This is a genomic window from Paenibacillus sp. J22FR5 (assembly GCF_059691975.1).
The window spans coordinates 22,587-49,048 of record NZ_JCAUAN010000036.1 but is presented as its reverse complement, the minus strand read 5'-3'; the positions used below and the strand labels follow the sequence as shown (position 1 = coordinate 49,048).

General features: G+C 46.5%; 21 protein-coding genes. 5 read left to right on the top strand and 16 right to left on the bottom strand.

Annotated elements, in window-relative coordinates:
- Positions 1-52: 52 nt before the first annotated feature.
- The 8 genes from AC58P7_RS28995 to AC58P7_RS28960 form a co-directional block, all read right to left on the bottom strand.
- Positions 53-1,465 (bottom strand): sugar porter family MFS transporter, encoded by a 1,413-nt coding sequence (locus AC58P7_RS28995; RefSeq protein WP_497349277.1) that lies wholly within the window; start codon positions 1,463-1,465, stop codon positions 53-55.
- A gap of 217 nt (positions 1,466-1,682) precedes the next feature.
- Entirely contained in the window at positions 1,683-3,047 is a 1,365-nt protein-coding gene (locus AC58P7_RS28990; RefSeq protein ID WP_497349248.1) for an AraC family transcriptional regulator, read from the bottom strand.
- Positions 3,025-4,482 (bottom strand): sensor histidine kinase, encoded by a 1,458-nt coding sequence (locus AC58P7_RS28985; protein WP_497349246.1) that lies wholly within the window; start codon positions 4,480-4,482, stop codon positions 3,025-3,027. Before AC58P7_RS28985 ends, AC58P7_RS28990 begins: the two co-directional genes overlap by 23 nt.
- On the bottom strand, positions 4,479-5,468 hold the full coding sequence (locus tag AC58P7_RS28980) for a substrate-binding domain-containing protein (protein ID WP_497349244.1): 990 nt from the start codon (positions 5,466-5,468) through the stop codon (positions 4,479-4,481). Before AC58P7_RS28980 ends, AC58P7_RS28985 begins: the two co-directional genes overlap by 4 nt.
- A gap of 138 nt (positions 5,469-5,606) precedes the next feature.
- A complete protein-coding gene (locus tag AC58P7_RS28975) occupies positions 5,607-5,738 on the bottom strand; it encodes a hypothetical protein (RefSeq protein WP_497349242.1) in 132 nt (43 codons plus the stop codon).
- 213 nt (positions 5,739-5,951) lie between these two features.
- Positions 5,952-8,783, bottom strand: coding sequence for an S-layer homology domain-containing protein (locus AC58P7_RS28970; RefSeq protein ID WP_497349240.1), 2,832 nt, complete (start codon positions 8,781-8,783; stop codon positions 5,952-5,954).
- Between the two features lie 123 nt (positions 8,784-8,906).
- Positions 8,907-10,043 (bottom strand): response regulator, encoded by a 1,137-nt coding sequence (locus tag AC58P7_RS28965; RefSeq protein ID WP_497349238.1) that lies wholly within the window; start codon positions 10,041-10,043, stop codon positions 8,907-8,909.
- On the bottom strand, positions 10,040-11,842 hold the full coding sequence (locus AC58P7_RS28960) for a sensor histidine kinase (RefSeq protein ID WP_497349236.1): 1,803 nt from the start codon (positions 11,840-11,842) through the stop codon (positions 10,040-10,042). The genes AC58P7_RS28965 and AC58P7_RS28960 overlap by 4 nt, the downstream gene beginning before the upstream one ends.
- Positions 11,843-12,051: 209 nt before the next feature.
- On the opposite strand from AC58P7_RS28960, the gene AC58P7_RS28955 reads away from it, so the two are divergent.
- On the top strand, positions 12,052-12,645 hold the full coding sequence (locus tag AC58P7_RS28955; protein WP_497349234.1) for a hypothetical protein: 594 nt from the start codon (positions 12,052-12,054) through the stop codon (positions 12,643-12,645).
- On the opposite strand, the gene AC58P7_RS28950 is transcribed toward AC58P7_RS28955, so the two are convergent.
- From AC58P7_RS28950 to AC58P7_RS28930, 5 genes are all read right to left on the bottom strand, one after another.
- A complete protein-coding gene (locus tag AC58P7_RS28950) occupies positions 12,646-14,289 on the bottom strand; it encodes a thiamine pyrophosphate-binding protein (RefSeq protein WP_497349232.1) in 1,644 nt (547 codons plus the stop codon). It abuts the gene before it with no gap.
- Positions 14,290-14,307: 18 nt separating this feature from the next.
- Positions 14,308-17,112: a bifunctional diguanylate cyclase/phosphodiesterase gene (locus AC58P7_RS28945; protein ID WP_497349230.1), complete on the bottom strand. Its 2,805-nt coding sequence runs from the start codon at positions 17,110-17,112 to the stop codon at positions 14,308-14,310.
- Positions 17,113-17,363: 251 nt separating this feature from the next.
- Positions 17,364-19,121, bottom strand: coding sequence for a carbohydrate-binding domain-containing protein (locus AC58P7_RS28940; protein WP_497349228.1), 1,758 nt, complete (start codon positions 19,119-19,121; stop codon positions 17,364-17,366).
- Positions 19,122-19,151: 30 nt separating this feature from the next.
- Positions 19,152-19,832 (bottom strand): DUF4956 domain-containing protein, encoded by a 681-nt coding sequence (locus AC58P7_RS28935; protein WP_497349226.1) that lies wholly within the window; start codon positions 19,830-19,832, stop codon positions 19,152-19,154.
- Positions 19,829-20,569, bottom strand: coding sequence for a polyphosphate polymerase domain-containing protein (locus AC58P7_RS28930; protein ID WP_497349224.1), 741 nt, complete (start codon positions 20,567-20,569; stop codon positions 19,829-19,831). Before AC58P7_RS28930 ends, AC58P7_RS28935 begins: the two co-directional genes overlap by 4 nt.
- Before the next feature lie 219 nt (positions 20,570-20,788).
- Between AC58P7_RS28930 and AC58P7_RS28925 the strand changes: the two genes are divergently transcribed.
- The 4 genes from AC58P7_RS28925 (at position 20,789) to AC58P7_RS28910 (ending at position 24,837) form a co-directional block, all read left to right on the top strand.
- Positions 20,789-21,466 (top strand): response regulator transcription factor, encoded by a 678-nt coding sequence (locus AC58P7_RS28925; protein ID WP_497349222.1) that lies wholly within the window; start codon positions 20,789-20,791, stop codon positions 21,464-21,466.
- Positions 21,466-22,728: a sensor histidine kinase gene (locus tag AC58P7_RS28920; protein ID WP_497349220.1), complete on the top strand. Its 1,263-nt coding sequence runs from the start codon at positions 21,466-21,468 to the stop codon at positions 22,726-22,728. Before AC58P7_RS28925 ends, AC58P7_RS28920 begins: the two co-directional genes overlap by 1 nt.
- Positions 22,729-22,851: 123 nt before the next feature.
- Positions 22,852-23,256 (top strand): VOC family protein, encoded by a 405-nt coding sequence (locus AC58P7_RS28915; RefSeq protein WP_497349218.1) that lies wholly within the window; start codon positions 22,852-22,854, stop codon positions 23,254-23,256.
- Between the two features lie 114 nt (positions 23,257-23,370).
- Complete coding sequence (locus tag AC58P7_RS28910) at positions 23,371-24,837, top strand: methyl-accepting chemotaxis protein (RefSeq protein ID WP_497349216.1); 1,467 nt, start codon at positions 23,371-23,373, stop codon at positions 24,835-24,837.
- An 86-nt stretch (positions 24,838-24,923) separates the two neighbouring features.
- On the opposite strand, the gene AC58P7_RS28905 is transcribed toward AC58P7_RS28910, so the two are convergent.
- The 3 genes from AC58P7_RS28905 to AC58P7_RS28895 form a co-directional block, all read right to left on the bottom strand.
- Complete coding sequence (locus AC58P7_RS28905; RefSeq protein WP_497349214.1) at positions 24,924-25,100, bottom strand: DUF2524 domain-containing protein; 177 nt, start codon at positions 25,098-25,100, stop codon at positions 24,924-24,926.
- Between the two features lie 281 nt (positions 25,101-25,381).
- A complete protein-coding gene (locus AC58P7_RS28900) occupies positions 25,382-25,765 on the bottom strand; it encodes a hypothetical protein (protein ID WP_497349212.1) in 384 nt (127 codons plus the stop codon).
- 24 nt (positions 25,766-25,789) lie between these two features.
- Positions 25,790-26,458 carry a YwrJ family protein gene (locus tag AC58P7_RS28895; RefSeq protein ID WP_497349210.1) on the bottom strand — a complete coding sequence of 223 codons (669 nt, stop codon included), beginning with the start codon at positions 26,456-26,458 and terminating at the stop codon, positions 25,790-25,792.
- Between the last annotated feature and the right edge of the window lie 4 nt (positions 26,459-26,462).

Here is a 26,462-nt window from a genome sequence, read left to right as displayed (position 1 = left end):
CCCTGCATGCAAAAAAGCCGAGGTTAGGGCCCCGGCCTTTCTGTTCATGCATTTATGCTTTTTTCGGGGACCATAGGGACTCGATTTCTTCCAGTGATCTGCCCTTGGTTTCAGGCACAACACGCATCGTGAAGAGGAACGTCACCAGGGATAAGATGCCGAAAATCCAGAAAGTTATCGCTGGACCAGCGGAGCTAAGCAATGGAGGGAACGTCTGTGAGACCACATAATCCGCAATCCATAGCGCCATTGAAGCGATCGCTGTTGCTTTGCCCCGAATGCGATTCGGGAAAATTTCAGACATAATCACCCATACGACGGGCCCTAGGGATACCGCGAAGGAGGCTACGTAAAGTAGGATGAAGATGAGTACTAGATTTCCTGATGTGTGACCCGTATGGAACGCGATGCCGATCACCGCTAAGCAAATGGTCATCGAGGCGGAGCCAACGAGCAGCAGTACCTTGCGACCTACTTTATCAATGAGCCATATCGCAAGAATAGTGAAGAGGAAGTTAATCAATCCGACTAAAATCGTCTGCGTCAGCGCGCCATTGGTACCTGTACCCGTTTGTTTAAAAATCTCAGGCGCATAGTACATGACCGCATTGATGCCTGTTACCTGTTGGAGAATGGCCAATCCCACACCAACGATTAATGCAAGCCTAAGCGCAGGGCTGAACAGTTGACGAATGGAGCCATTTTCTTGTTTGAAGGATTCCTTGATCTCCAGTACTTCTTTTCTAGCCAGCTCTTCGCCGTGAATGCGCAGCAAGATCGGCAGCGATTCGGCCGCTCTTCCTTGCTTAATCAACCATCTTGGGCTTTCTGGCACAAAGAAGAGTAGCACGAGGAATACAAGGCCGGGAACAGCCCCGAAGCCGAACATCCAGCGCCATCCTGAAGCAATGTTCCACGCCTCATCGGCGTGATTGGCAATGCTGGTATTAATGAAATAGACAAGGAAAATCCCCGTCACCGTAGCAAATTGGTTCAACGCCACAAGACGGCCGCGATATTTGGCCGGCGCGATTTCCGCATTATACAGCGGGCATAACGTAGAGGTGATGCCGATACCGAGTCCGCCAATGATACGAGCAATAATGTACCCTGAGAACGTAGCCGGAATCGCAGATCCGATGGAGCCAATTATGAAAAGCAGCGCAGCCGCAATGAGAACCTTTTTACGACCAAAACGATCACTCAGCACGCCGGAAGCAGCAGCCCCTACGATACAGCCGATAATCAAGCTTGATACCGCCCAGCCCACTTCCACTTCACTTAAGGTGAAGCGCTCCTTCATGAAACCAACCGCACCCGATACGACCGCTGTATCGAAGCCAAATAAGAGTCCGCCCAAAGCGGCAACCATGGAGACTAACGTTACGAATTTCATGCTAACTTGCCCACTTTGATTGTCTATTTGTATACTCACAATGATGTTCCCTTCTGACGTCTGCCGCATCTTCATGCGAGTCTTTGTTCTTACATTTCGTGTGAAGCGAGACTCATTATATCATGGGCTAGATGCCAGCTGGCGGGCCTTTCCCTGCACTTATTTGTGGTATACCAGCATAAAACCAATCCGTGTAGAACGTGCTCCTAATTCGTGCCCTCGACTAGCACAATCTTGTCTGAAAATAACAAAATAGTCCTTGCCTCTTGGCATGGACTATTCTTTCTTAAAGCCCCGTGCGGTATTCCGTCGGGGTGACGCCTGTTACTTTTTTGAACACACGGCTGAAATAATTCGGATCCTTATACCCCACCAAATAGCAGACTTCCTTGAGGCTAAGCTGGCCATCGCCAATGAGCTCTTTGGCCCTTTCAATGCGCAAGCGCGTCACATAGTCGATGAAGGTTTCTCCGGTTTGCTGTTTGAACACTTTGCTAAAATAATGCGGATTCAAGTGGACAAGCTCAGCCACATCCTCGAGTGAAATGTCCTCCTGAAGCTTCTCGTGGATGTAGGTCAGCGCGCGATCCAGCACGGACCATGTCTGGTGTTCACGCTCTTCGCGGATTCGCCTGATGGCTAGCTCCACGTAAATGCGCTCCGACGAATTGTCTGCGACACGGTGATCGGTCAAGCCACGCTGCCCTTCCGTGGATAGCCCCTTCAGCTCCTCGAAGGACCGCAGGTTGCCCCACTTTTTATCATACGTGGCGGCAAATACCGCTTCGAAGTAGGACCTCCGGATGCCCTCAATCTCATCTCGCGCCGAACCGATGCCTATGTTGACGTCGATTCCGCGCACCTGACGGAGGTGCTCCACCAGCTTTGCACCAAGTGCGGCGGCTTCTTCCCGCAAAACATCGGCCTTCAGCTGAGCCCGGTCCAACAGAAAAACAGCCATATGCCAATGTACCATCGAGCTGACCACGCATCCGATCCGATTCTTAAGATAGCCTTTGGTGAAGGTTTTGACGGTTTCGTAGATCTTCTTAGCCGCACCTAGCTCCTTATCAGATGTATGCCCAAGTTCAGGCAGAGCAACCACAAGCGCACATCCCTGCTCGATGGATAGCTCCAGAATATCTGCCAGATAACCAGCATCGGTTTCGTTGACAGGATCGGACATAAACACCAAAGCCATTTCCGTCTCTGCCAGCGGGAGCAGTTGGAAAAACTTATCCCGCATCGCCAGCTCTTCCTCCCGCTTCCGCCCGTCCAGCTCAATTTCAGCAACTAAACGCTGTAAAAGTTCGACGATCTGATCGCGTTTTGCCGGTTTGACCAGGTATTCCTTGACCCCTAAAGAAAGGGCCTCTTTGGCGTACTCGAATTGCTCGTAGGCGGTCACTAACACCATTTTCGTCTGCGGGTGCCCCGTTTTGATTTCTTTTAAGGCTTCCAAGCCTTGAATACCCGGCATACGGATATCCATCAGAATAATGTGCGGACGGTGCTCATCCGCTTTTTGAATCGCAGTGCGGCCATTCTCCGCATGAATCACCTCGAACGTATTCGGCATCATGCGGCTTACGATCCATTCAATGCCTTCTCTCTCTAGGGCCTCATCATCAGCGATCAGTAGGCGATACATCCCCATTCTCCTTTCCTTCGGCAGGAAGCCGTAGCAGGACCGTCGTCCCCCGGCCGGGATCACTGTGAATGTGGACGAGATCCTTTTTGCCATAAAATAAAGCTAATCGCTTAAACACATTTCGTGTTCCTAAGCCTGTGGACTGGCTCCTCGCGGGGTCAGCCTGCGGTTCGGCGTCAAAATCAAGCAGAGCTCCACGGATCTCCTCACTCATCCCGACCCCATTATCTGATATTGCGACTAACGTTTCGTCATTCTCATATGTAATGGCGAGCTTGATCTCAGCCCCTTCTTCCATGCCTTCAATCCCATGCACAAACACATTCTCAAGTATCGGTTGCAGCGTGAGCATCGGCACAGGTACGTCCAGTCCGCGCTCATCAATCTCCATCACGAACTGTATCCGATTGCGAAATCTAGCCTGCTGAATGGTAAAATATTGTTTCGCATGCTCTACCTCATCCCTGAGCCTCACGGGACGATCCAGCTTCCGCAAATTATAGCGGAGCAGATTGGACATGGTTACGGTCAGATCACTCGTTTGCTCGGCGCCCTCCAGCAGGGCAAGCTTGGACAGTACATTCAAAGAATTGAAGAGGAAGTGCGGGTTCATTTGATTTTGCAGCACCTCGAGCTCCATCTCTTTCAACTGCTTGTCCTTCTCTAAACCCTCGGTTTCCTTCACAATGAGCTCCTTGAGATTGTCCTGCATCTGTCCAAAAGCTTTCGTTAGCACGCCAAATTCGCGATCATTGCTCATCTGGGGGATGGGGGCATGCAGATTACCGTCCGACATTTGCTGAGCCACTTGTGCTAGCTGCCCAATCGGTCTCGAGATGCCAATCGAAATTCGATACGCAAGCACGATGCTGATCAAGGTATTGAGGATGAAAATAACGACGCCCCACTGATTCATCACTTCGGTTTGGATCAAAATTTGCCGATACAGCGGCTGATAATAGCTCAACTCCAAGTCGATTAACTGATAGCCTTCCTCCTGAATAAATGTCACTGTCCGCTCCGCTTCTTCATAGAAAGCTGTATATGCCAACGCGTCTGGGCTATTGGCTGCTTGAATGACACTTGCTTCTTGCGCCATGAATGCATCTACCATATGGGTATAGCTGCGAAATGTGAGGTCAGTAGCCGGAATTGTGTTCTGCGCAGATAATTTCTGCTGAAGCCCCTGCAGCCCATCCTTCTGACGTAGGAAGGCCAAGCGGCTACTCTCACTTCGCTCCACTAAATAAACGTTCATCGCGCGAAGGTTATCTTGCGTTTGCCCAGTAATTTGCTTGTATAATAATACCCGATCGAGCATCACAATGTAACTTTGCTGCACCGCTCTGCCGCTATGAAAGATGAAATACGAGACCGCATTGCTCAAAATAAACAGCGCAGGCAGCACAATAAACAGCATTCGACGTATGTTCATGGGGCGCTCACAGGTGCGGATAGGTTAGTCGCATTCAGGATGTAGGTGCCTGTAAAATGCTGTGGGGGTAAAGCGCCCCCTTTGAAGTGGAACTCTAGTAGATGAACAGACTCCTCACCGATCTCCTTGGGCTGTTGCACGACGGAAGCTATGATGTTTCCTTGGGTGATACCCTGCCTTGTTGCTTCTACATCATCAAATCCGAATACAAGGGTGCCCTCCCGATGCGCTGCCTTCACCCCTTCCACGATGCCTGCGGCATCTAGAGAGCTGAAACCCACCATAGTCTGAATGACGGGGTATTGCTTCAACATCGCTTCCGTATGCTTCGCGGCCTGAATGCGTGAAATATTCGATGCGCGGATATCTATAATCTCAAAATGAGGTGCATTCGCAATAGCTGACCGAAATCCCTCTAGGCGTTGCTGCTGATTTTCGGCTAGCTCACTGCCGATGATGACTCCGATTCGCCCTTTGCCGATCGCAGCTCCCGCGACTAGCTCGCCCAGTCGTCGCCCCGCTTCCCGATTATCGGTGCCCACGTAGGTCAATCTCCGACTGGCCGGCTCATCCGCATCTAACGTGATCACGGGAATGCCTTGATCGATCGCCTTGCTAATGAGCAGGTCATACTTGGGCTCCTTAATCCCTTGCACAAGGAGAGCGTCGGGCTTAGCCGCAATCGACTTCTCTAGAAGGTTCGTTTGTTCAGCCGGATTGATACGAATCGGACCCAAGTAGTCGATCTTCATGCCAAGGCGTGCCGCCGCTTCATTCGCTCCCTTCTCCACCGTTCGCCAGAACGGATTGTCCAGCTCTTGTGCGATGAGCACGACGTGTTTGAACGGCTTCTCAGCCACGCTGCTCTGCTCCATTTGCCGGACGAGTTGATCCATCTTCAGCGTAGACGTGAGAAACTGGAACATGACATAGCAGAAAATGAGTAATAAGCCGAGCAGTCCGAGCGTCCAGCTGCTATTTCGCATTGCGTCACCTCCTGATCAGAGCGTTCGTCAGCTAGGATGAACGCTTTCTGATAGTATGAGCACGGGGGGAGATGTGCATGCAGTGTTTGCCAGGGGGCTTGGACATTTGCCACGGTGTTCATCGTCAATGTCGTCGTTCTAGCCGCACTCTTGCTCGTCAATTCGCACTTCCACCACATGACTGAAACGCAGACACGCCATCGACTTATGGAAGAAGCGATTCAAATGCTGATCTTCGCCTTTTGATGCGCTAGCGTATAGCTGGAGCATTTAACTGGAAAAAGCCCAGTTTTCCCAGCAGTTTTTTCACTCTATTTGTAAATTAAATGGAAAAAATCCAGCTATTTTCTTCACTTCTGCCGTTTTTGCGGGAAAGGAGTGAGATTTGCTGGATTTTTTCCATCTATTCGTATTTATTTGGGAATTTGGACAGAAATAGATGGAGTTTTCCATCTATTTCTGTCTTCCTTGTTCATCCCTTTACTACAATGAGCTCAGTAGCTTAACGAAGTCTGGATTCGCTTGTAACGCATTCAGAATGATCGTTAACGCTTCTGCTCGAGTGGATTGTTTATTTGGCGAGAATACGCCGTTACCTTCTCCACTAATAAGACCCGCAGCTGCTGCTGCTTCAATTTGTTCTTTGTTCCATGCTCCATCGATATCGGTAAATGCAAGGGATGTAGGGGTAGTTGTCGTTTTGATAATCATAATTTTGCTAATCATCGAAATAATTTCAGCACGACTGATTTGTTTATCCGGTTGGAAGGTTCCGTCTTCATATCCAGAAATAATTCCGCTTTTGATTAGTGCGTCTATGGAGGATTCCGCCCAGTGACCTGTTGTATCCTTTAGTTTATTTCCAGTTGAAGTTGAAGATAAATCAAATACTTTAGCAAGGATTGTAGCAAATTCTGCACGAGTAATGCTTGCATTCGGATGGAAGGCTCCATCGTTATACCCGTTGACTACACCCAGCTTAACAAAGATTTCAATCGTAGCATCTGCCCAATGCGACGTTGTGTCTTTGAATTCAGTCCGAGGAGCCGTTTTAGCTTCTTCTACTTTCTTAGTAAGATTCGCTAGTACCTTGATAAGATTAATAACCTTATCATCGAATTTAGCTTTCGGCTTTGGGTCTGGTTTCGGTTCGGGTTTCGTTTCAGGCTCAGGATTGATAGGAGGAGGTGTCAAAGGGCCAACACCCAAGTCGGGCACTGCTGTTACAGTTACTGTCAGCGTCCCGCTTACACCACTAAGATCTGTTGCCGTAGCTTTTACCGTTACTGTTCCTACGTTACCCGCCGTCAGTTCACCGCTTGTTGCATTAATCGTAGCTGAACCAGTACCATTCACTACTGACCAGGCGACGATTTGGTTTGAAGCATTACCTGGCGAAACACTCGCCAGCATTTGAAGCTTACTTCCTGTCTGAACGCTTGTAACGCTTCCTGTTCCAGATACACTTATTGAAGTTACAGGGACAGCTGTCTCCAACCATTTTGCAAATAAAATCGTATCGTTTGCTATCTTAAATACTGCAGCTGGCGCATAACTCGTCCCGCTTCCATTCGCAAGCGTGTTCCATCCCGAGAAGGTAAAGCCTGTTTTCACTAAATCTACAGCTTCACTATACACATTAACTGTTACTCCCGTACCGTAAGTATTGCTGTCAACAGGAACGTCCCCTCCTGTATTTCCATTCCCATCATACGTAACATGCTTATGAAAAAATCTCAAATAGGGATATCCATTATTAATCGCCGGATCTAGGCCCCACACAGTTGAAAAGTCCCAACTTTCATCCGCATACGTGCTTGGCATCTTCATCTCTAAGGTTGATTTGCCAGTGCCAGTGCCTTCCGCTAAACCCGATTGTTCAGTTGTTTCTGTGTCATAGAAGTTATTGTTGATTACATTGTTTGTGTACGGAACCAAACCTCCCAGAGAGCTATCACCCTCGACTCTACCTATTGCGTATGTATTGCTAATCGTACCCGTATTACCGTTAGATCCTGCCAAACCTCCAGCACCGTTATAACCACTGACACTGCTTGTGGCATAGGCATTAAGAATCGTTCCCTCGTTAGTGCCAACTAAGCCGCCTACCGTATAGGTGCCATTTACACTCCCTGCAGCAAAGCTGTTGCTGATGGTGCCTTTGTTATCACCAACCATGCCCCCTACCTCATGGCTGCCGTTGACACTCCCTGCAATGGAGCTGTTGCTTATCGTTCCGTTGTTGATACCCACTAATGCGCCTACATAGCCACTTCCATCTACGTCAACGTTTTCAAGGATCAAATGGTCAATTACACTCGTTGTACTTGTTACACCAAAAAGTCCGATGTTACTACTAGCTGAGCGATTAATCGATAAATTCCCGATTGTAAACCCATTACCGTCGATATGTCCTTGAAATCTGTTAAGATCATCGCCAATTGGCTGCCAACCACCATCGACATCTGGGAAGGAAGTGATGTTCGCAGTCAATTGATAATATGTATCCGCCTCTAAATGATATCTGACCTCATTAAGTTGCTTTGCTGTTGCAATTTGATATGGATTCTCTTCCGTGCCTGCCCCACCGGCAAAGTCACCCTCATTTACTCTTATAGCTCCACTAACAAAGGGATCATTCGAAACTAATTTGGAACCTGAGAACAAAGAAATAGGCAGAGTCGAGATCTCTGTACTGTCTGACTTAATAAGAAAAGTTACGAATCCATTGACCGTAAAAGAGGAGAAGCCCTCATTTACATCAGTTGCTGGTATATACGAAAAACCAGGCACAGGCACATCATGGGGATCTGTATTGTAAAAAATGACATTTGAATCCTTCGAATGCGCAAATACCTCTGTTTGACCATCGACTAGTTCACCGTCCGAGCCATAAACAGCAAAGGTTACAGCTACGTAATCAGTATGAGTTGAGTCAATTTTAGGTTGTTCAGCTAGCTGGACATGATCTGCTGCCCGTTGTGGTTTATTTACTCCTATTCCACCTACAGTTACATTGCCAAAACTATACGAATAAGTCGGAACCCAGCTTACCGAACCATCAGTTACGTATCCACCTACCATTTTTTTACCTGTCAGCGTAGTAACAGTTGCCGAAGACACACCTGTGGCATTAGGCACTTGCGATACACTTCCATCCGAATATCGGATAACTAATTTTTCCGGGTAATTTAGCTGTTCACTAGAAAAATTAAAACTAACTTGCCCGTACGTACTCACACACCCACTTAACAAAACTAAAAATAAAGCTAAAACCGAAATAAACCCTAAACTACGGATTGAAAATCGTTGCATGTGAATCCCTCACTCTCTCTACTTTATACTAGAGACAAGTATATCCAACGCTAATGACGGCAAAATGACAAACTTCGACTGCAAAAAGAGCCCTAATTCCTTAGAGCCCTCGCATCTAATCTCTTATAAACTCATTCCCGCAAGCAACTTCCTATACAACTCCTCAGCCTCACGAGATGGCCGTGTGCCGAGTTCCTGTTGTAACGTCTGCGCGTACTGTATGTATCGCTGCGTCAACGCATCTCTGCTCTCCTGTTGCGCCAAAGCCCGCATCAGCAGCATAAAAGACTTTTCGTCCAGCTCGTTGCGCGACATAAGCTTAGTTGCTAAATGAACGGCCGCGTGAGCCTCCCCTTTGTGCAGCCAAGCGGCACACAATCGCTGCGCAAACGCTGCATATAGCAATGATACGCGCTCCACTTCACTCCATGCCCATGGGAAGGCCCGCTCGCCGAACACATCACCCACGTACAGCTGTTCTAGCTCGACCGCCTGCTCGATCTGGGTCTCATCTATGGCAGAAAGTTGTTTGCAGCCATTTTCGAAATGGAGCAGATCAACCTGCGCCTCATTCAAGCTAAGTGCGTAATGGTTGCTGTCCGAGTACAGACTCTCCCTAAGTCCAAAAGTGCTTAATACCTTCCGAAGTTGGTACACGGTCGTATTTAAGTAAATTTCCGCATTCTTCTGCGGCATATCGCCGAACACATCTTCAATCAGCCTTGCTCGCGTGACTAATCGCCCTTTATGCAGAAGCAGATAGCCGAAGAGCTCTGAGCTTTTGCTCGATTTCCATTTGGCTCTTATCCCATTCTTGCTTTGAATATCGATGCCACCTAAGCAAATGAATCTTACTTCATCCATCGCTGGCTCCAGCTCCGCTTTGCGCTGGGGATTTGAGGGCTCTTTCGCCAATGCGCGTTGTACCGTTTTGAGCAATCGCTCTTGCACCACAGGCTTCACCATGTAGTCGAAGGCATAGACATCGAAAGCATCGAGCGCATACTCCTTATGCGATGTAAGGAAGACAATCTTCGTTCCTCTGCCGCTCTCCCGTAATCGCTCAGCAAACGCAAGGCCATTCTCCCTCGGCATACTAATATCGACAAAGACCAAATCCACCTCGTGGCTCATTAAATAGGTATACGCGGACTCGGTTTCCATGAAACTTCCTACGATCTCGACATCCTTCACTTTCGCTAGCATACGTTTCAGGATCAAATGCATTGCTTTTTCGTCATCGATCAGAATTACCTTCATCTGACACCTCCTACCATGCTACCTAATCGTTGGAATGTGGTTTGCGGAGGTGTTGGCATTGAGAAATAGAATGTGGTTCCGTGCATAGGTGCACTCTCAAACCAAATTTCTCCGCCATTTAAACGAACAAACTCCTTGCATAACGTAAGCCCTAGACCGATACCTCGCTCTCCAGCCGTTCCCGCCAAAGAAACCGGATAGGCCTCCTTTAACAACGTATCGGCCTGAGCAGGCGTCATCCCTTTCCCTGTATCGCTTACCGAAACCACCATTTCATCCGCTCTTCGAGCTGCTTGTAGGCGAATCGTGCCTCCGACAGTCGTAAACTTAATCGCATTGGATAACAAGTTTCGAATAATGAGATCGAGCATCTCTTTATCTGCATAAACGAACGTATCGGGTGGAATTTCTGCAATAACCTCAAGCTGCTTACTCTCACTTCGAACTTGCAGCAAGCGCAAATTGGTCTGAACCACGTAAGCTAGATCTCGAACGGCTGGATTAAACATCATTCCGCCCCTCTGGCTCCGGAACCAATCCAGTAAGCTTTCAACTAAGGTAAACGTATTCTGAATTTGCTGGCTCATTTCACGAACAATTTCCTCATGCTCCCCGCCGCTATCTGCCATCTCATCTTCCATGATGTCCATCAAATTAACGAGAACGGCCAAGGGGTCACGAATATCATGCGCAACGACATTAAACATTTTATCCTTAAATGTGTTGAGCTCACTCAATTGTTTGGCGTTATCACGCAGAATCTCCTCTGAGCGCACCATCTCCGTCACATCACTTAACAGGAGCATTTTACCGGCAGGCTTTTGCGAATGATCACTAATATAGGACATATGAACATTGTAAAATCGCGTATCCGCTGGACCGGAAATCTGAATTTTGCTTTCCATAGTGGGGCCTTGTAGAATTCGCTCAAGCAACACAGGATATTGGGTGAAAACATAACCTGCGGGCTGCCCAATCCAATTCGGATGAATGCCTTCTATGACGCGTTTGGCGGATTGATTAAAACTTGTCAGTGTGTTATCTAAATCAAACACCATAACCGCATCCTGCATCGAAGCGAACACCTTTTGCAGAGCTAGAGGAGCTATTCTTAGCATATTGAATTGATAGATCCCCCAGAGGAAGAAGATGCCTGAGAAAATAAATCCGAATGGCGAAATATCAATAGGCATGTAAATGATGCCGCTTAAATAGACCAATGTAAAGCCGTACGGCCCCCATGACCCAATAATCATAAAAGCGATTTGTTTCCTCATTCTTGGGGTTGCTTTGCGGAACATTTGGATTAACATACCCATACCTACGACAAAAAATGAATACGAGTAAGCCACATGAAGCTTGTATAGGGGTCCTTTTACCAAGGTAACGAGTGGAAAGCCTTCGGAGTAATTTAAGCTCATACTTTTATAAAATAAATGATGCCACTCATTCGTATTATGAGAAATAAATGTGATCATAGGAACAATCATGAGCAGTGCAACAACCCATTTGCTGACAAACCTTCGTCGCCCTGTGTACTGTAGAACGAGAATAAACCAAAGTATTGTGCCAAACGGAATGCCAATATATTCAATTCGCAGCCAGAAACGTATTTCTTCTAATTTGGTACTAACCACTTCAAAGGCATAACCGAATGTGTAGAACGCACCCGTTAACACGCCCAAGCCGTAGCTGATCGCAATAGGAAGCTCTCTTCGTTTCCAACAGAGGTACATGATCACCAATGAACAGCAGGTAGCTGCTATTAACATTACGGATAAATACGCATTATAACTCATAGCTATTGGCCTCCGTGCAGGATTCTTCGTTCATGCTGCATCTTCTATGTTATCAAACTTGACGCGAGATTTGTTGGTTTTTAGCGAAAAAAAGAGAGACAACGCAAAAAAGACCAGAACCTCCACAAGGCCTGGTCTTATTTTGTCAAAATCATCCATTCACCGTATAATTATCCTATAAACTTTTTTCTGATGGGGGTTATGTATAGATGGATGTTCGAAATGATGTCATGACAAAGGCAGAAGCCATGGACAAGCTTATGAATGCCTACGACAAAGAAATTAGCACCTCTGCCATTTTCGCCATTATTCATCAAGTCTTTAAGTTCGATGTCGAGTCCGTTTCTGATTTGCCAACATCACCTAAAACAGCCACGGATGCGTACTTAGCACAAGCTGGCAATGATGTCACAGGCTCAGGCATTCGCCGCCTATTTAATCAGACACTAGGTATCAATTTGGATGCCCTCTCCGCCTTAGAAGACGCGCAATTTTCCTTGTTCTCCAAAGGCCACTGGATGCTTCAGCACCCGAAAGACTTATTTGTCATTCATACCGGAGCCGGAGATGTGGATGTGCGAATTGTGACAACACCCTACTTTGCTGAACAAACCGGCTCCAATACACTGCCACTTGATTTAATTAACGAATTACTTCCGTTGGGGTTCGACTATGAGGAGAAATTTGGAGGCTATTATTATGCGAATCCGACCGGCGAAGCTGTTTCAGATGCCTTCAAGGGACAAACAATTATGGCAATAAGGAAAATTATTCAACATTCCTACGCACACTTAACTAGCTGATTATTTCCCAAAAGAAGATAAAAACTTAACGCGATCCCCCATTGGGGGCGTATTGTTGTCTTGCAAGGCGACTTCCAGGATGGTAGGTCCATTGGCATTTAGTAACCCTTGGATGACCTCAGATTGGATCTCATCCATATGGTTAACTCGAAAGCTTGGAATGCCCATCGCGGCAGCCATTGCCGCAATATGAACGGGTTCCTGCTCGAAGGATGGATGCGTGCGTTTAAATTGTAACGAATGTCCATGATACACCATACCTAAGCGGGCATTGTTCATGACAATAAACAGAATGGGCAAGCCCTGCTCTTTGGCTGTCAAAATTTCCATGCCATGCATGAAAAAGCAACCATCCCCTGTGATACATACGACAGGACGATCAGGTTCCGCTAATTTGGAGCCGATGGCTGAGCTAATCCCCACACCCATCGCACCAAAATGCACATTTATCGCGTAAGAATCATAATCCAGAACCTTCATATGATGGATGACATAGGACATAAATTCACCAATATCAACGGTATATCGCGTATTTGAAGGCATGCACTTTTGAATATTCAGCAGCACATTCTTCGTATTGTATTCCTCGTTCTCCTTGACAGAAAACTCATTCTCTTCAAAGACCAGATGTGAGCTTCCCCGGGTTACGCCCATGACTCTCAATTCTTCAATAATCATCAATAAAGCCAAATGAATATCGCCTAGCACAGGAATATCAATCTTATATTTCCGATTAAATACGGTCTGGTCGAAATCAAGTTGGACCGTGAACCGACCTTTCGTCAGGTTCTCATTATAGTTATTCGTAGCGGTTTCGCCCAAACTTGAACCCACGATTAGCAAAGAATTTCCTGTTCCTTCAGCAATCAAGGACGAGGCCGCTTCATGTCCTGCGAAGCCAAACACGCCTACTAACAGAGGATGATCCTCTGGGATGTAGCCTTTGGCTTGCGGCGTTGTAAGGATCGGCCAATTGAGCATTTCGGCCAGCTCGATTAATGAATCGACGGAGCCTCTAACGCCTTGCCCAACTAGGATACAGCCATCTCCCCGCTGAAATAATTGCTTTGCCACCGATTGGATGGTTTCTAGTTCAGGTAGAATCGGCTTTCTTTCAGCGAGTACCGGGATCTCTGGGTTCCCTACCTCCGCGTGCTGTACATCGATTGGAATGGCAATGTGAACAGGACCTGGCACACCAGATATCGCGATTTGACTGGCTTTGACCACTTCACGAAGTAAATCCTTACCGTCTTTCACCATCACGCTATATTTCGTAACGGGGCTAAAAACGGGTACGAGATCTAATTCTTGGGAAGCGTTCAAGCCCATTGTATTCACAGGTACAGCGCCTGTTAGGAATAAAACAGGCAGATGCTCGCGCATCGCATTAGCCGCCCCTGTAACCAGGTTCGCCCCCCCGGGCCCACTGCACCCGATACTAACACTCATCTGGCCCGCATATTTGGCATAAGCCGCTGCCATGTAGGCTGCAGCACCTTCATGCTTGGTGATAACCGCTTCGATTTCTGGCATTTCGTAAAGCTGATCAAAAAAACCATTCACAGAACCTGCCGGAATACCAAAAATATGCTTAACGCCACTTCCTTTTAAAAACTCTAATACTGCACGAGCTGCTTTCATCGTTAAAACCCTCCATAACTAGAATTGAACGAATTTTGCAAGGAAATTCTCTGCTATATCTTCTGCATTCATAGGTCGACTGAAATAATAGCCCTGCATCAAATAACAGTTTCGAGCGGATAGGAATTGTGCATGTTGATTGGTCTCAACACCTTCAGCAATAACGCTAAGATTTAAATTTTGAGCCAAAGTAATAATGGTGTTGGTAATGGCTTCATTTTTCTCATCGTTAGTAATATCCTGGAGGAATGACTTGTCAATTTTCAGCGTATCGATCGGCAAGCTTTTCAAGTAACCTAGGGAGGAATAGCCTGTCCCAAAGTCATCTATCGCGATTTTGATACCTAACCCTTTTAAATCCTTCATCGTTTGTAAGGTCAGATCTTTGTTCTTAATAATTAAATTTTCGGTAAGCTCCAAATGCAAATACTCAGGGGACATATCGGCTTCCTGCAGAACGTTTTTGACCATTTCAAATAAATTGTTCTGCTCAAACTGACGTGCTGATAAATTAACCGCCATATTGATCAAAGGATAGCCTAAATTCTGCCACTCCTTTAATTGGCGACAAGCCTCCTTCAATACCCACTCGCCAATAGGCACAATGAGGGCTGTTTCTTCTGCAATTGGAATGAACTCATCGGGTGCAACCATGCCTTTCTTCGGATGATTCCATCGCAGCAGCGCCTCTACGCCCACAATTTGATTCGTTATATAGTTAATTTGCGGTTGATAATAGAGAATGAGTTCCTTCTGATCCAAAGCTCGGTATAAGTCATTCTCGAGTTTAACACTCTCAAATGTTCGTGTATCCATCCCTTCAGTGAAGAAATGATAACTATTCCCCGAGATCTCTTTGGATTTGTACATCGCGGTATCGGCGTTTTTAATTAATATTTCTGTCGTATCGCCATTATCTGGATAGAGACTAATCCCAATACTGGCTTTTATATAAATTTCGTTCTCCATTAGCTGGAATGGATCTGTAAACGAGTCCACAACCAGTTGAATAACCTCTAGTACTTCAGCTTCACCCTGAATTTGTGGTAAAACGATGGTGAATTCATCGCCGCCTTGCCTGGATACCGTCGCTCCCTTCGGCACACATAAGCTTAAGCGCTTCGCCACATCCCGTAATAAATCATCGCCAAAGCTATGGCCTAAGGAATCATTGATGAACTTGAACCGATCCAAATCCAAGTAGAGAACGGCCAGCTTTTCACCCTTTTGCTGCGCACAAGCAATGCCTTGATTCAGTCGATCCTTCAAGAGAATTCGGTTAGGCAGCTCAGTTACGCTATCAAAATAAGCATGGTATTTAATTTCTTCTTCCATTTGCTTCCGCTGCGTAATGTCCTTGAAGGTGACAACTTCCCCTACAATCTCATTGCCTTCACGGATGGAGGAAATGACGAACTCGACTGGAAAGCTTGTATTATCATTGCGATAAAAACGACTATCCTTATCATAGATGTTCCAATTACTATCAAAAGCAGGCGAAGCATAATCTTGGCTGCCCCAATCCTTCCCATTGAAAATAAGGCTGGATTTCTGACCGATTAATTCACCTTTTGTGCTATAGCCAAGCATGGTAGCCCCTGCAGGATTACAAAACGTAATATTGCGGTCCAGATCTAAACCAAATATCCCTTCACCTGCGGAGTTGAGAATTAATTCCTTCTCCCGACTAAGCTGTTGTAATTCCGTGACAACTCTCTCGAGCTCTTTATTTTTCACCGTAATTTCGGAAGTGCGCTCTTCGATAATGATCTCTTGTTTTTCCATATATAATAAGTTGGATAGTGTCGAGGCTGTGGCATCCACAATGGATTGGGCAAGCTGCATCTTCGCGATCGAATATACGCGATTTACTTCATCCAGCTCCACAACCGGAATGACACCCAAGACCTCACCCATCGAAACCATGGGAAGCATAAATATGCTTTTTATTCCAAAATTACGGCAAAGATCATGGTTAGGTCGTTCGTCCGCGAACACATCTGGAATGAGTACGGCTTTTTTCGTCCGAACGACTTCTTGGAGCACAGGATCATTGCTTTCATCGATTCGGATTTTGCCGTGTTGCTTCATCCAGTCTTCCTCGGTCCAGTCACTATCCTTACTTAACTTCGCGGGTCTTATTTTCCTTTTTGTGATGGGGTCTAATAAATGAACACCAATATTAGAGTTGTTCAACACCTTCCCTAAGTAGAAAAAGCAGCTATCTAAACTTTCTTGCATCGTGGAGCACATCGCCAAATCACTCGTCACATCAAGCAGCAACTGCTTTTCCGCAATAAGATTTTCTTTCGACGTTAAATTCTTCGCGTTTTGTATCGCAACGGCAGCCATGTTCACATAAGCCTCGACAGTTTGAATTTCCGACTCTGTCAGATTCATGGGAATGCCATAATCGAATAGGAAAACAAGCCCAAATAATTCTTGCTCAAAGGAGATGGGAAGAACTAATAACGACTTAATTTGAAATCCTTCTACCGCCCTAGGATCGGGACGATTATCTTTCGACGTATCTGGGATATAGATGGCTTTCTTGGTTTCGACGACTTCTTTGGCAAGTAAGTCTACTTCCATATCAATGACATGCATATCCAGCGTCCAGCCATTAATAACCTGCGGTTTGCCTACATATCCCCTGAAGGTTCCATCCTCTTGGGGTAAATAGATCCCAACCGAATTACATGAAACGATTTCTTCTGATATCGCTGTCGTCACGTGCTGCAGGACTTCACGCAACTCCAGCTTGGTATTGATCAGTTTGGTGAGATGAGCAAGACGAGAATATCTCATTTGTTCTTTAAACATTTATCAAACCCCGCTTCCGGAAAATATGCTCTGTTTTTCGACTATTCATCACCGTACTCGGCGTATCTCACCCTCAATTATTTCGTATTCTACAAAGTTCTACAATAACTACTTATTTCCTTTTATTAGTCATAATAATTTAATAAATACACTTATGGAAAGCTGTCTTTTTTAGGAAAAAGGGCACCCTATCGGGTGCCCTGATCCATGCGATTTGCGATCTTATGCTGCAAAATCTCTCTTAGCTAGGTTTACTGCGCTCTTTGCGGACGTTGACCGCCACCGCCCTGACCGCCAGGGCCTCCGCCACCGGGGCCACCCATCATCCCACTTCTAGCCGCGGTTACGCCTGTTTCGGATAACCACGTGATGAGTGTCGACGTCTTGAAGTCGACGACCTTCGTCCCGCCTTGGTATGTGCCGCCGTCATAAAGACCTTTCGTGGCGGTGCCTGTCGAGGATCCTCCCGAGCTAATCGTATACGAGGTGTCCTGCTTCAAGTTCGGTGAGCTGACGAACACGGACTGATAGTTCTTCGATGGCGCAAATGTGATGATCGTGTTGCCTGCGCTATCTTCGAGATGAACCAGCGCGCCCGCTTGCTGGGTCTTCGTGTACGTCATCAAGATGCCAGCTTGCGTCGACTTGTCGGATGTGGCTTGCACCATGCCCGAGCTTCCCGCTGCGACGAGGAAACCGCCTGTCATCACGAACGTGCCATCGTAGTCGAGAGAGCCGTTGTTGTTCTCGGTCGGACCGTTGACGATCACCGTTCCGCCGCTCATCGTGATGGAGCCGTTCGAGTCCAATCCGTCACCTTTCGAGTCGACGGTTAAGAAGCCGCCGGTAATCGTCAGCATGTTGGTTGAATTCGCGCCGGATTCGCCTGGAGCGCCGCCAGGGCCGCCTCCACCAGGTGCGCCGCCGCCAGCAGATTCGGCGTCTCCGCTGGAGATATTCACACCGTCGTCACTAGCGACAACGTTAGTTTTACCGCCTGAGATCACAACCGCTGGCGCCTCGATCCCTTCATTGCTTTGGGCAATATCGATTGTGCCTCCTGCGATCGCAAGCGATACCTCGGCGTGAATGCCATCGTCGCCAGCATTAATGTGAAGATCCCCGCCGCTTACGTCAAGGCCGCCGCTGCTATGCAGCGCATCTTCGCCCGATTTGATCGTGAACGAACCGCCTGCAAGACTGATGTAGCCTTCGGAGCCCTCTTTATCGTTGGATGTTTTGATACCATGTCCGCCTGCATCGATGGTCAGCGTGCCCGCTTGGACAGCTGCTAAATCGCGGCCCATGATACCATCATCAACTGCATGAATATCAAGGTTGCCTCCTGTTATTCTCAGCTTATCCTTGCTGGTAATCCCATTGTTGTAGTTCCCTTTTACGACGAGCTTTCCGGTTCCGTTAATGGTCAGATCATCCTTGCTGAAGATGGCCGAGTTAGGCTCGTCTGTTGCAGCATCGGGATATACATACTTGGTTCCGTCAGAGACTAGGTTCTCTGTGCCCTCTTGTAAGCTGATGATCGTCTTGCCCGCTTCTTCGACATAGATAGCTGAACTCGTGCTATTCGAAATTTCAGCGCCGTTCAAGACGATACGGACCACTCCTTTATCTTTTACGTTGACGATTATTTGACCATCGTTCAATTTACCGCTAACCACATAAGTTCCAGCCGTTGTAATGGTAATCTTACCGTCCTTCGCCTCTGCACCCTTCCCCTCAATCGTTGCACTAGCTCCTGTCAGTGCAATCTTCGTCGGATTCGCCGAAGCCCAGTCTGTGTAGGCATCATCAGCTGCATATTCGACCTTCTTGATGATGTCCGTGGTCGTTACTTTTCCACTTGAAGCAGCCGTTCCACTCGTTGTCGTCGCCGCAGCTGGTGTTGCCTCTGTATTGGAAGTTGTTTCAGTCGTTTCGTTGCATGCTGCTAAGACAACTGCACATAATAGTAGGACACCTGCGCCTTTCATATTTAACGGTTTTTTCATTGGGATTACTTCCTCTCTCATTTTCGGATTTTAGTATTCGGATGTGGTGGGACTCATCGTTAACGTGATGTCTAAATTCCCATTTCTGCATCTGATCGCGTCCAGGAATTCCTTTTGACTCGTGAGATGATCGATGGTAACCATGTAGACGAGTTCATATAGACTGCCTAGCTCGGTTGTTCTTACCTTTTTCAATTCATAAGCAATGCCAAACGTCTTGAAAATCTCGTCAAATGCTTCCTCGTAGCCTAGATTCTCTGGAATCGTCACTTTTAGCAGCTTTTGTGTTGCTTTCTTGGCACCAAAATTCGTAACTTTCAAAACAAACATCAATGCACAAAGGATAAGTGTGAAAAGTACTGCGTACCCAAACGATCCAACCCCACAGGCAAGTCCAGCAGCCATTGTGAACAGGACGAACGAGATATCCTTCGGATCGCCCGGGCTACTTCGGAACCGAATGATGGAGAAGGCGCCGGCTAGACTGAAGGCTCTCGCAATGTTGCTTCCGATCAGTAGGATAATAATGGCCACAATGACGGGTAAGACGATCATCGTAAGCGTAAAGCTCTGCGTATAACCCGTTTGCGTCTTCATATAGGTGAAGCTAATGATAGCGCCTAGCGCAATGGCAATGATAATGGTTAAAAGTGCATTCGTTAGCGTTAATTCTGTGCCTGCTGTGACTTGTGCAAAAATAGAATCGATCATACTTGGATTCTCTCCCCCGCTATTTGTTGATTCATTCGCATTTTCTTGTACTCATTGCCGTACTTCGAGAAGCTAGTCCGAAACATCTGAAGCTCAGACAGCATCTTGGACAGCCAGAGCGGGATCGTTTTCTCCGCCTTCACTTCCATCAGCCATTGCCCGCGGCCCATCAGTTGTTCCCCATGATCGCCGCTCTCCAGCTTGAGATCAACTCGTCTTGAACGGATATTCGTGTCGAACGTGATCCTCAAATCTCGGTTATTTTTGCAAAACATCGCAATCCGGTCATACGCCAGATACACCTTCGGCTCCAAGTCATATCGCCCTAAGAAATATTTGATCTCTTGGATGACTTGCTTGTTCATATAAGGCTTCAATTCGGGTTCTATCCCTGTTCGTACAAATTCATACGACTCATTCAGCTTCAGCGCCGTTCTACGCTTGTTCACGAGACCGAACACCTTCTTCTTCAGCTCTAGATACACTTTTGCGTCTTTTTCTGGAACCCCGTAAGCTCTTATTCGCAGTTTTTCCCGGTATTTCGGTTTCGCCAGACTATTTCGAATTAACGAATCATGCTCGGTATCGAAGTAAATATTACTGATCGAATAAAATTGATCATTCTTGTTGTAAGCATCCATTTCCATATATTCGAGCAGTCGATTATAGATCGTGTAGAAAGCTTTCGTATCCATCAGATACTTATTCTCATATCGATTAAATACTTCAATTGCCACTCAGGTGTGCCTCCTTCTCGTTCTTATTGCGTGTTGCTCGCTGTTCCATGACTGTATCTTAGCCCTCGAACCTTTAGTGAAACTTAAATGTGAAATTGTTTATGTTTTTTTCGTAAATCCTCATTCTAGTGCTACTATTAAGGTTGATTAAAGGTTCGCTGCCTATAATGAAGCCATGCCATTCGGAAGCATCATGAGGGCACTAAGGGGGAAACGAGAATGAGGATTCTAATCGTAGAAGATGAGGTACATTTAGCGGAAGCTTTATCCCAAATTTTAAAAAAACACAATTACTCTGTTGACGCCGTTCATGATGGCCAGTCTGGGCTGGATAACGCGTTAAGCGGTATATATGATCTGCTATTGCTTGACATTATGCTGCCTGAGATGGACGGTATCACGATATTAAAGACGCTGCGCGCCAAAGGGATCTCAACCCCTGTGATTCTGCTTACGGCCAAGGGTGAAATATCGGATAAAATTACAGGATTGGATTATGGCGCTGACGATTATGTGGCCAAACCGTTCTCAACGGAGGAACTGCTAGCCCGGATACGCGCGGCGTTAAGACGCAAGGGTGAAGTCGTGCCGGAGGATGCATTCAAGTTCGGAGACATCGAATTGCATACGGGAAATCTCAAACTGACGTGCAAAGGGAAGGAACTTAAGCTGATTTTAAAAGAAAGCGAGCTCCTAGAGCTGTTAATGACGAGAAAGAATGCGGTAACATCGAAGGAACAGATCATCGAGAAGCTATGGGGCTTCGATTCTGAGGTGGAGCATAACAACGTGGAGGTGTATATCTCTTTCTTACGGAAGAAACTCACATTTCTACAAGCATCGGTCCGGATAAATACCCTTAGAGGCGTCGGATACGTATTGGAGGTGACCTCTTAATGTTCAGCCAGCTCCGCAACCGATTTCTTATCGTCAATCTGGTTATCATCTCTTGTATGATGCTCCTGTCCTTCGCTACGATCTATTTCATTACCTACCAGAACGTGCGGGGGGACATCGATATGGAGCTGCACCGCGTCTCTGAATTTTACCTTAAGCCTGACGGAAAAAAGGGAAATCCGCAGCTTGGACCTGGTGGGGATCATCCTCAGAAAGATATGAAGGGGACGGATAACCCGCCAGAGCGTTCGGTCTCTTTCCAGCTGCAGACTAACACTCAGTGGGAAATCACGGCGACGAATTCCCGATTTGACATGGACACGGCGTTCTACGAACTTGCCATTAAGAAAGCCGCCTCCAGTAGGTCGGATATCGGCCAATTCACACTCGATGGCAACCGGTGGGCTTATATGGTGCAAAAGAATGACACCGGGTATTGCGTCGTCTATCTTGACGTTACGGCTCAGCACAGCATCCTTACGAATCTTGTGTATACGTTCACACTCGTCGGATTGGTGATGCTGATTCTCATCTTCTTTACGAGCCGATATTTCGCCAACCGCTCCATCGCTCCGGTCAGAGAAGCGTTCCATAAACAGAAGCAGTTTATTGCTGATGCATCGCATGAATTGAAGACGCCGTTAGCCGTCATCAATACCAATGCGGACGTTCTTTTGGCCAACAGCGAAGATACGATTGAAAGTCAATCGAAGTGGCTGCACCGCATCAAATCTGAAACGGAACGCATGAAGACGCTCACCAACGATCTCCTGTATCTCACGGAAATGGACGATTCTAGGGTGAATATGATCTACTCCGATTTCAATGTGAGTGAATCGATTGAGAGCGTCATTCTCACGATGGAAGCGGTCGTATTTGAGAAGGATATAGCGCTGGACTATGAGATTGAGCCCAACTTGACTCTGCACGGTAACAACGAGCAAATCAAGCAAGTCGTTATGATTCTGTTGGACAATGCGATTAAATATACGCATCCCAAGGGAGCTATCTCGCTTAGCTTGAAGAAACGTCATAACGAGACACTGCTCACGGTGAGCAACACAGGTGAAGGCATTCCTCCTGAGCATTTGGAGCGGATTTTCGACCGCTTCTACCGCGCGGATCCGTCTCGTTCACGCAAACATGGCGGGTATGGCCTTGGATTAGCTATCGCAAAGTCGATCGTCGAGCAGCATAAGGGGAAAATGTACGCGAAAAGCGTGCTGAATGAGACGACTTCGTTTTATGTTCAGCTTCCGTAGTGAATTCGTAATTCAAGGGCTATTATTCTCCTTCATAATTGTTTTTCCTCATCTTGGGAGCTAGAATGATACACAACTCACAGCCACTACTAGCCTATACCTATATCTGGGGGAATCATAAAAATGAGCAATTCTACGCAAGGTTCATCCGCACCGCTTAAGGCGACAATTTCACCCTGGCTTTCCGTGAACAACGTCGCTGTAGCTGCCGATTTCTACAAATCCGCATTCGGAGCGAGCGAGCTATACCGCCTTGAAGAGGATAACGGACAGATCGCGATCATCAACCTATCGATCCATGGAGCCGATTTCTGGCTGCAAGATGATCCAGATTTCAACGCCGAATACGTAAGGCACAGTGCATTTCGAATGATCGTGACCGTAGAAAATCCAGATGCTATGTTCGAACAAGCGCTAGCCGCGGGAGCAATCGTGGTTGCTCCGATGAATGAAGGTCATGGCTGGCGCATAGGGCGCGTTGTAGATCCATTTGGCTACCATTGGGAGATTGGCATTCGGCTTGGATAGTCCCTAATAACGAGAACACGGTGTTCTTGGGCTCGAGGTACTGTTTTTATGTAAAAATTTGTCGGTTTATGTTATTATCTTTACGTAACTTTATACGGAAAAGGTGAACCGATGATGAATGATTTGGAAACTTTGCACCGCCGCAACAAATTGCTTGTGAATATTCTTTGGGGGATGCTGGTGCTTGGCATAGCCGTCGACCTGCTGACTGCTGCAGCCATGGACTCGATCATGGTCCTGCTCATCGTCGGGACAGTGACCTGCGCAATGGCGACAGTCCTTACCTACAAACGTTGGCTTTCAACATACATCATGTATATCATATCCGCCATTATCACGCTATTAACGTGGTTATTACTTTTGACCGGCCCGATCTTGACAACTTATCTCCTCGTGTACGTTAATCTAGCTATTATGACTTTATACGGCAGCTCTAGGGCTATTGCCTTCTCCAGCCTCATGGGCGCCACTCTTACCGCATACTTCTTCATAAGCCCCTATAAAACTGAGATATTCGGCAACACCGACATGATCACTATATACATGTTCCTAGCTTTCATCGCCGTGCCACTGTTCGTATCTACGAAATTCAGCGAGAATCTTCAAAACGACATCATTTCTAGGCGAGAGCAAGCTGTTCTGGAGAAAAACAAATCCGAGGATTTGGTTCATCTCGTTTCCTCTTCACTGGTCTTGCTTACTGAATTCAGCACCAACCTGAAGCAGAATGTGACAGCAACGGGTACTATCTCCAAAGAAGTGACCCTAGCCTTCGGGGAAATTACCGCAAGCACGGAAACCCAGACTTCCAGCGTCACGGACATCAGCGATTCGATTCTGCACATCGAGCAGTCCGTCACTTCATTGGCTAACCGCTCAACGGAAATGAGAGATCTCTCCGTTAGCTCCGCCCAACTGACGAAGGTCGGCAGTGAAGAAGCTGAGTCCCTAGAGACACAAATGAAGAGTGCCCACGAGACGATTGATTCGTCCGTTCAGTTGATGAATGAGCTGGACAGCCAGAACTCGCGGATCAGCGACATCGTCGCAACGATTAAGCACATTTCGACGCAGACGAATTTGCTTGCCTTGAACGCGGCCATCGAAGCGGCACGCGCTGGCGAGCACGGAAGAGGCTTCGGCGTCGTCTCTCACGAAATCCGTAAGTTAGCTGAAACGTCGCAGCAATCCACCGAGCAGATCGAACGCATTCTCGAGGACATCCGCTCGAAAACAAGCCAAGCCGCTGCGCAGGTATTGCAGGGGCAGCAATCCGTGGCGAACAGTAGTGATGCCGCTCAGAAAGTCGTTCAAGTCATGCATGCGCTGGCGATAGACTCCGGTCATCTGGAAAGCCAATCCGCTCACGCGGAACAATCGGCTGAGAAACTACACCAACAGTACACCCGAATAACGGAGCAAATCGTTACGATCGCCGGTATTACTGAAGAGAACATGGCATCCATCCAAGAAATGTCCGCCAGCATGACGACACAGGACAGCCGGATTAGCGACATTCTGGAAAGCTTCCTGCAGTTGGACAAGCTAACTTCCGATCTTAATCGGATGACGAAGGGTTAAACTAGGCATCACTAAGGAGCGCTACCTACATAAATGGATACGCAGTAAAAAATCCACGCCTCTATAAGAGAGGCATGGATTTTTTGTTATTCAGGGATATGTTCGTGCGTGATTGAGCACTTATTCTGAATAAATTGGATCTGATTCTCAAGACGGTTACGTTGCTCTTCAGGGCCTTGGAACTGTTCCAGTTCTTGTATTAAATTGTGCAAATCATCTCCCGCATTCGCGCAATCATAATTGCTTTCAACATTGTCGAGCATGTTTCGACCTCCTCATGTACTATCGACGTTATTTTCCACCTTTATTGCTGCTCTGGTCCTGTGTTCGCGTGGTTGTGTTTTTTCTGGATTGCCCTTGCTGTTTGTGACCGGACATGTTGTTCACACTCCTTGAAATGTAGGTTTTGGATAGTGCGAGTTTATTATAAGCAGTTCGCTGAATTTGATACGATCACTTGTAGGGAGTTGCTTTATTTTTTAAGTAAACGAGCAAAAAACCACCTCTTATGAGTGTGGTTTATCATCCAACTATTCTAGCCATTCTATTTTTTCCCTTTATCTTCTTTACCTTTGCCCTTATCTTCTTTACCTTTTTCCTCTTTGCCCTCTTTGCCTTCTTTACCCTTGTCTTCCTTGCCTTTGCCTTTGCCTTTTTCTTCTTTTCCTTTTTCCTCTTTGCCCTTGCCTCCTTTATCTCCCTTACCTTTTTCCTCTTTACCCTTGTCGCCTTTGCCTTTTTCCTCTTTACCTTTGTCGCCTTTACCCTTTTCTTCTTTATGCTCATGCCCTTTTGTTGAATCCTTACCTTTTTCCTCTTTTTGTTCTTTACCCGTGGTTTCTTTTACTTCCTGTTCTTTATTTCCGTTCTCATTCTTATGTTCACCGTGTTCATGACCGTGCTTACCAGGCCCTTTTCCTCCAGGCATACGCATTACCTCCTAATTTTATAGTTACATGGTCGGCGAATGGACGCTTTTGATATGCTGAATATTCGTATAAAAGGTTCCGCCTTCTGCTGTAATCATGTGGACAATATTGTTTTCTATTTCTTTGAGTAATCCTATCTTACTGGGGCTTCTCCCCAAATCAAAAACGACTATTTTGCCTTCCAGCTTCTTCAGTTGCTCCTCAAAGGAGCGAGATAGAGGCAAATCGGAAGGATTCACAGGAAAAAATTTCTTGTCCAACAGGTATGGCGTATGATAGTTATTATACGGAATAAGCCATTTCAAATGGTTTAATGGTATAAACATCGTTTTATATACGGGGGAGTAAAACTCGAAGTAATTCGTCATAACGTGGGTAATATAACCATGTATAGGCTGATACCCAGAAACAAAAATTTCTGTAAATACCCCTTTGGAGTTCATTAATATTTTCCTAAACGAAATTTTGTCACTATTGATTGGTTTTTCAGTAAGAACGGAGAAGTCCGTTGAACTTTTTTTGGTATTCATACTGACGTTAAGAATATGGAAAGAGGGAATGTATATATAGCGCTCCCCGTTATATAAAACTAGAATATCTTGCCCCGCATCTACCAGCATGCCGGTATGCCATTTATCACCAAGCAATTCAACATCAATAACCGCTCCCAGCTTCTTCTGAAAAAGGTCCATCAAT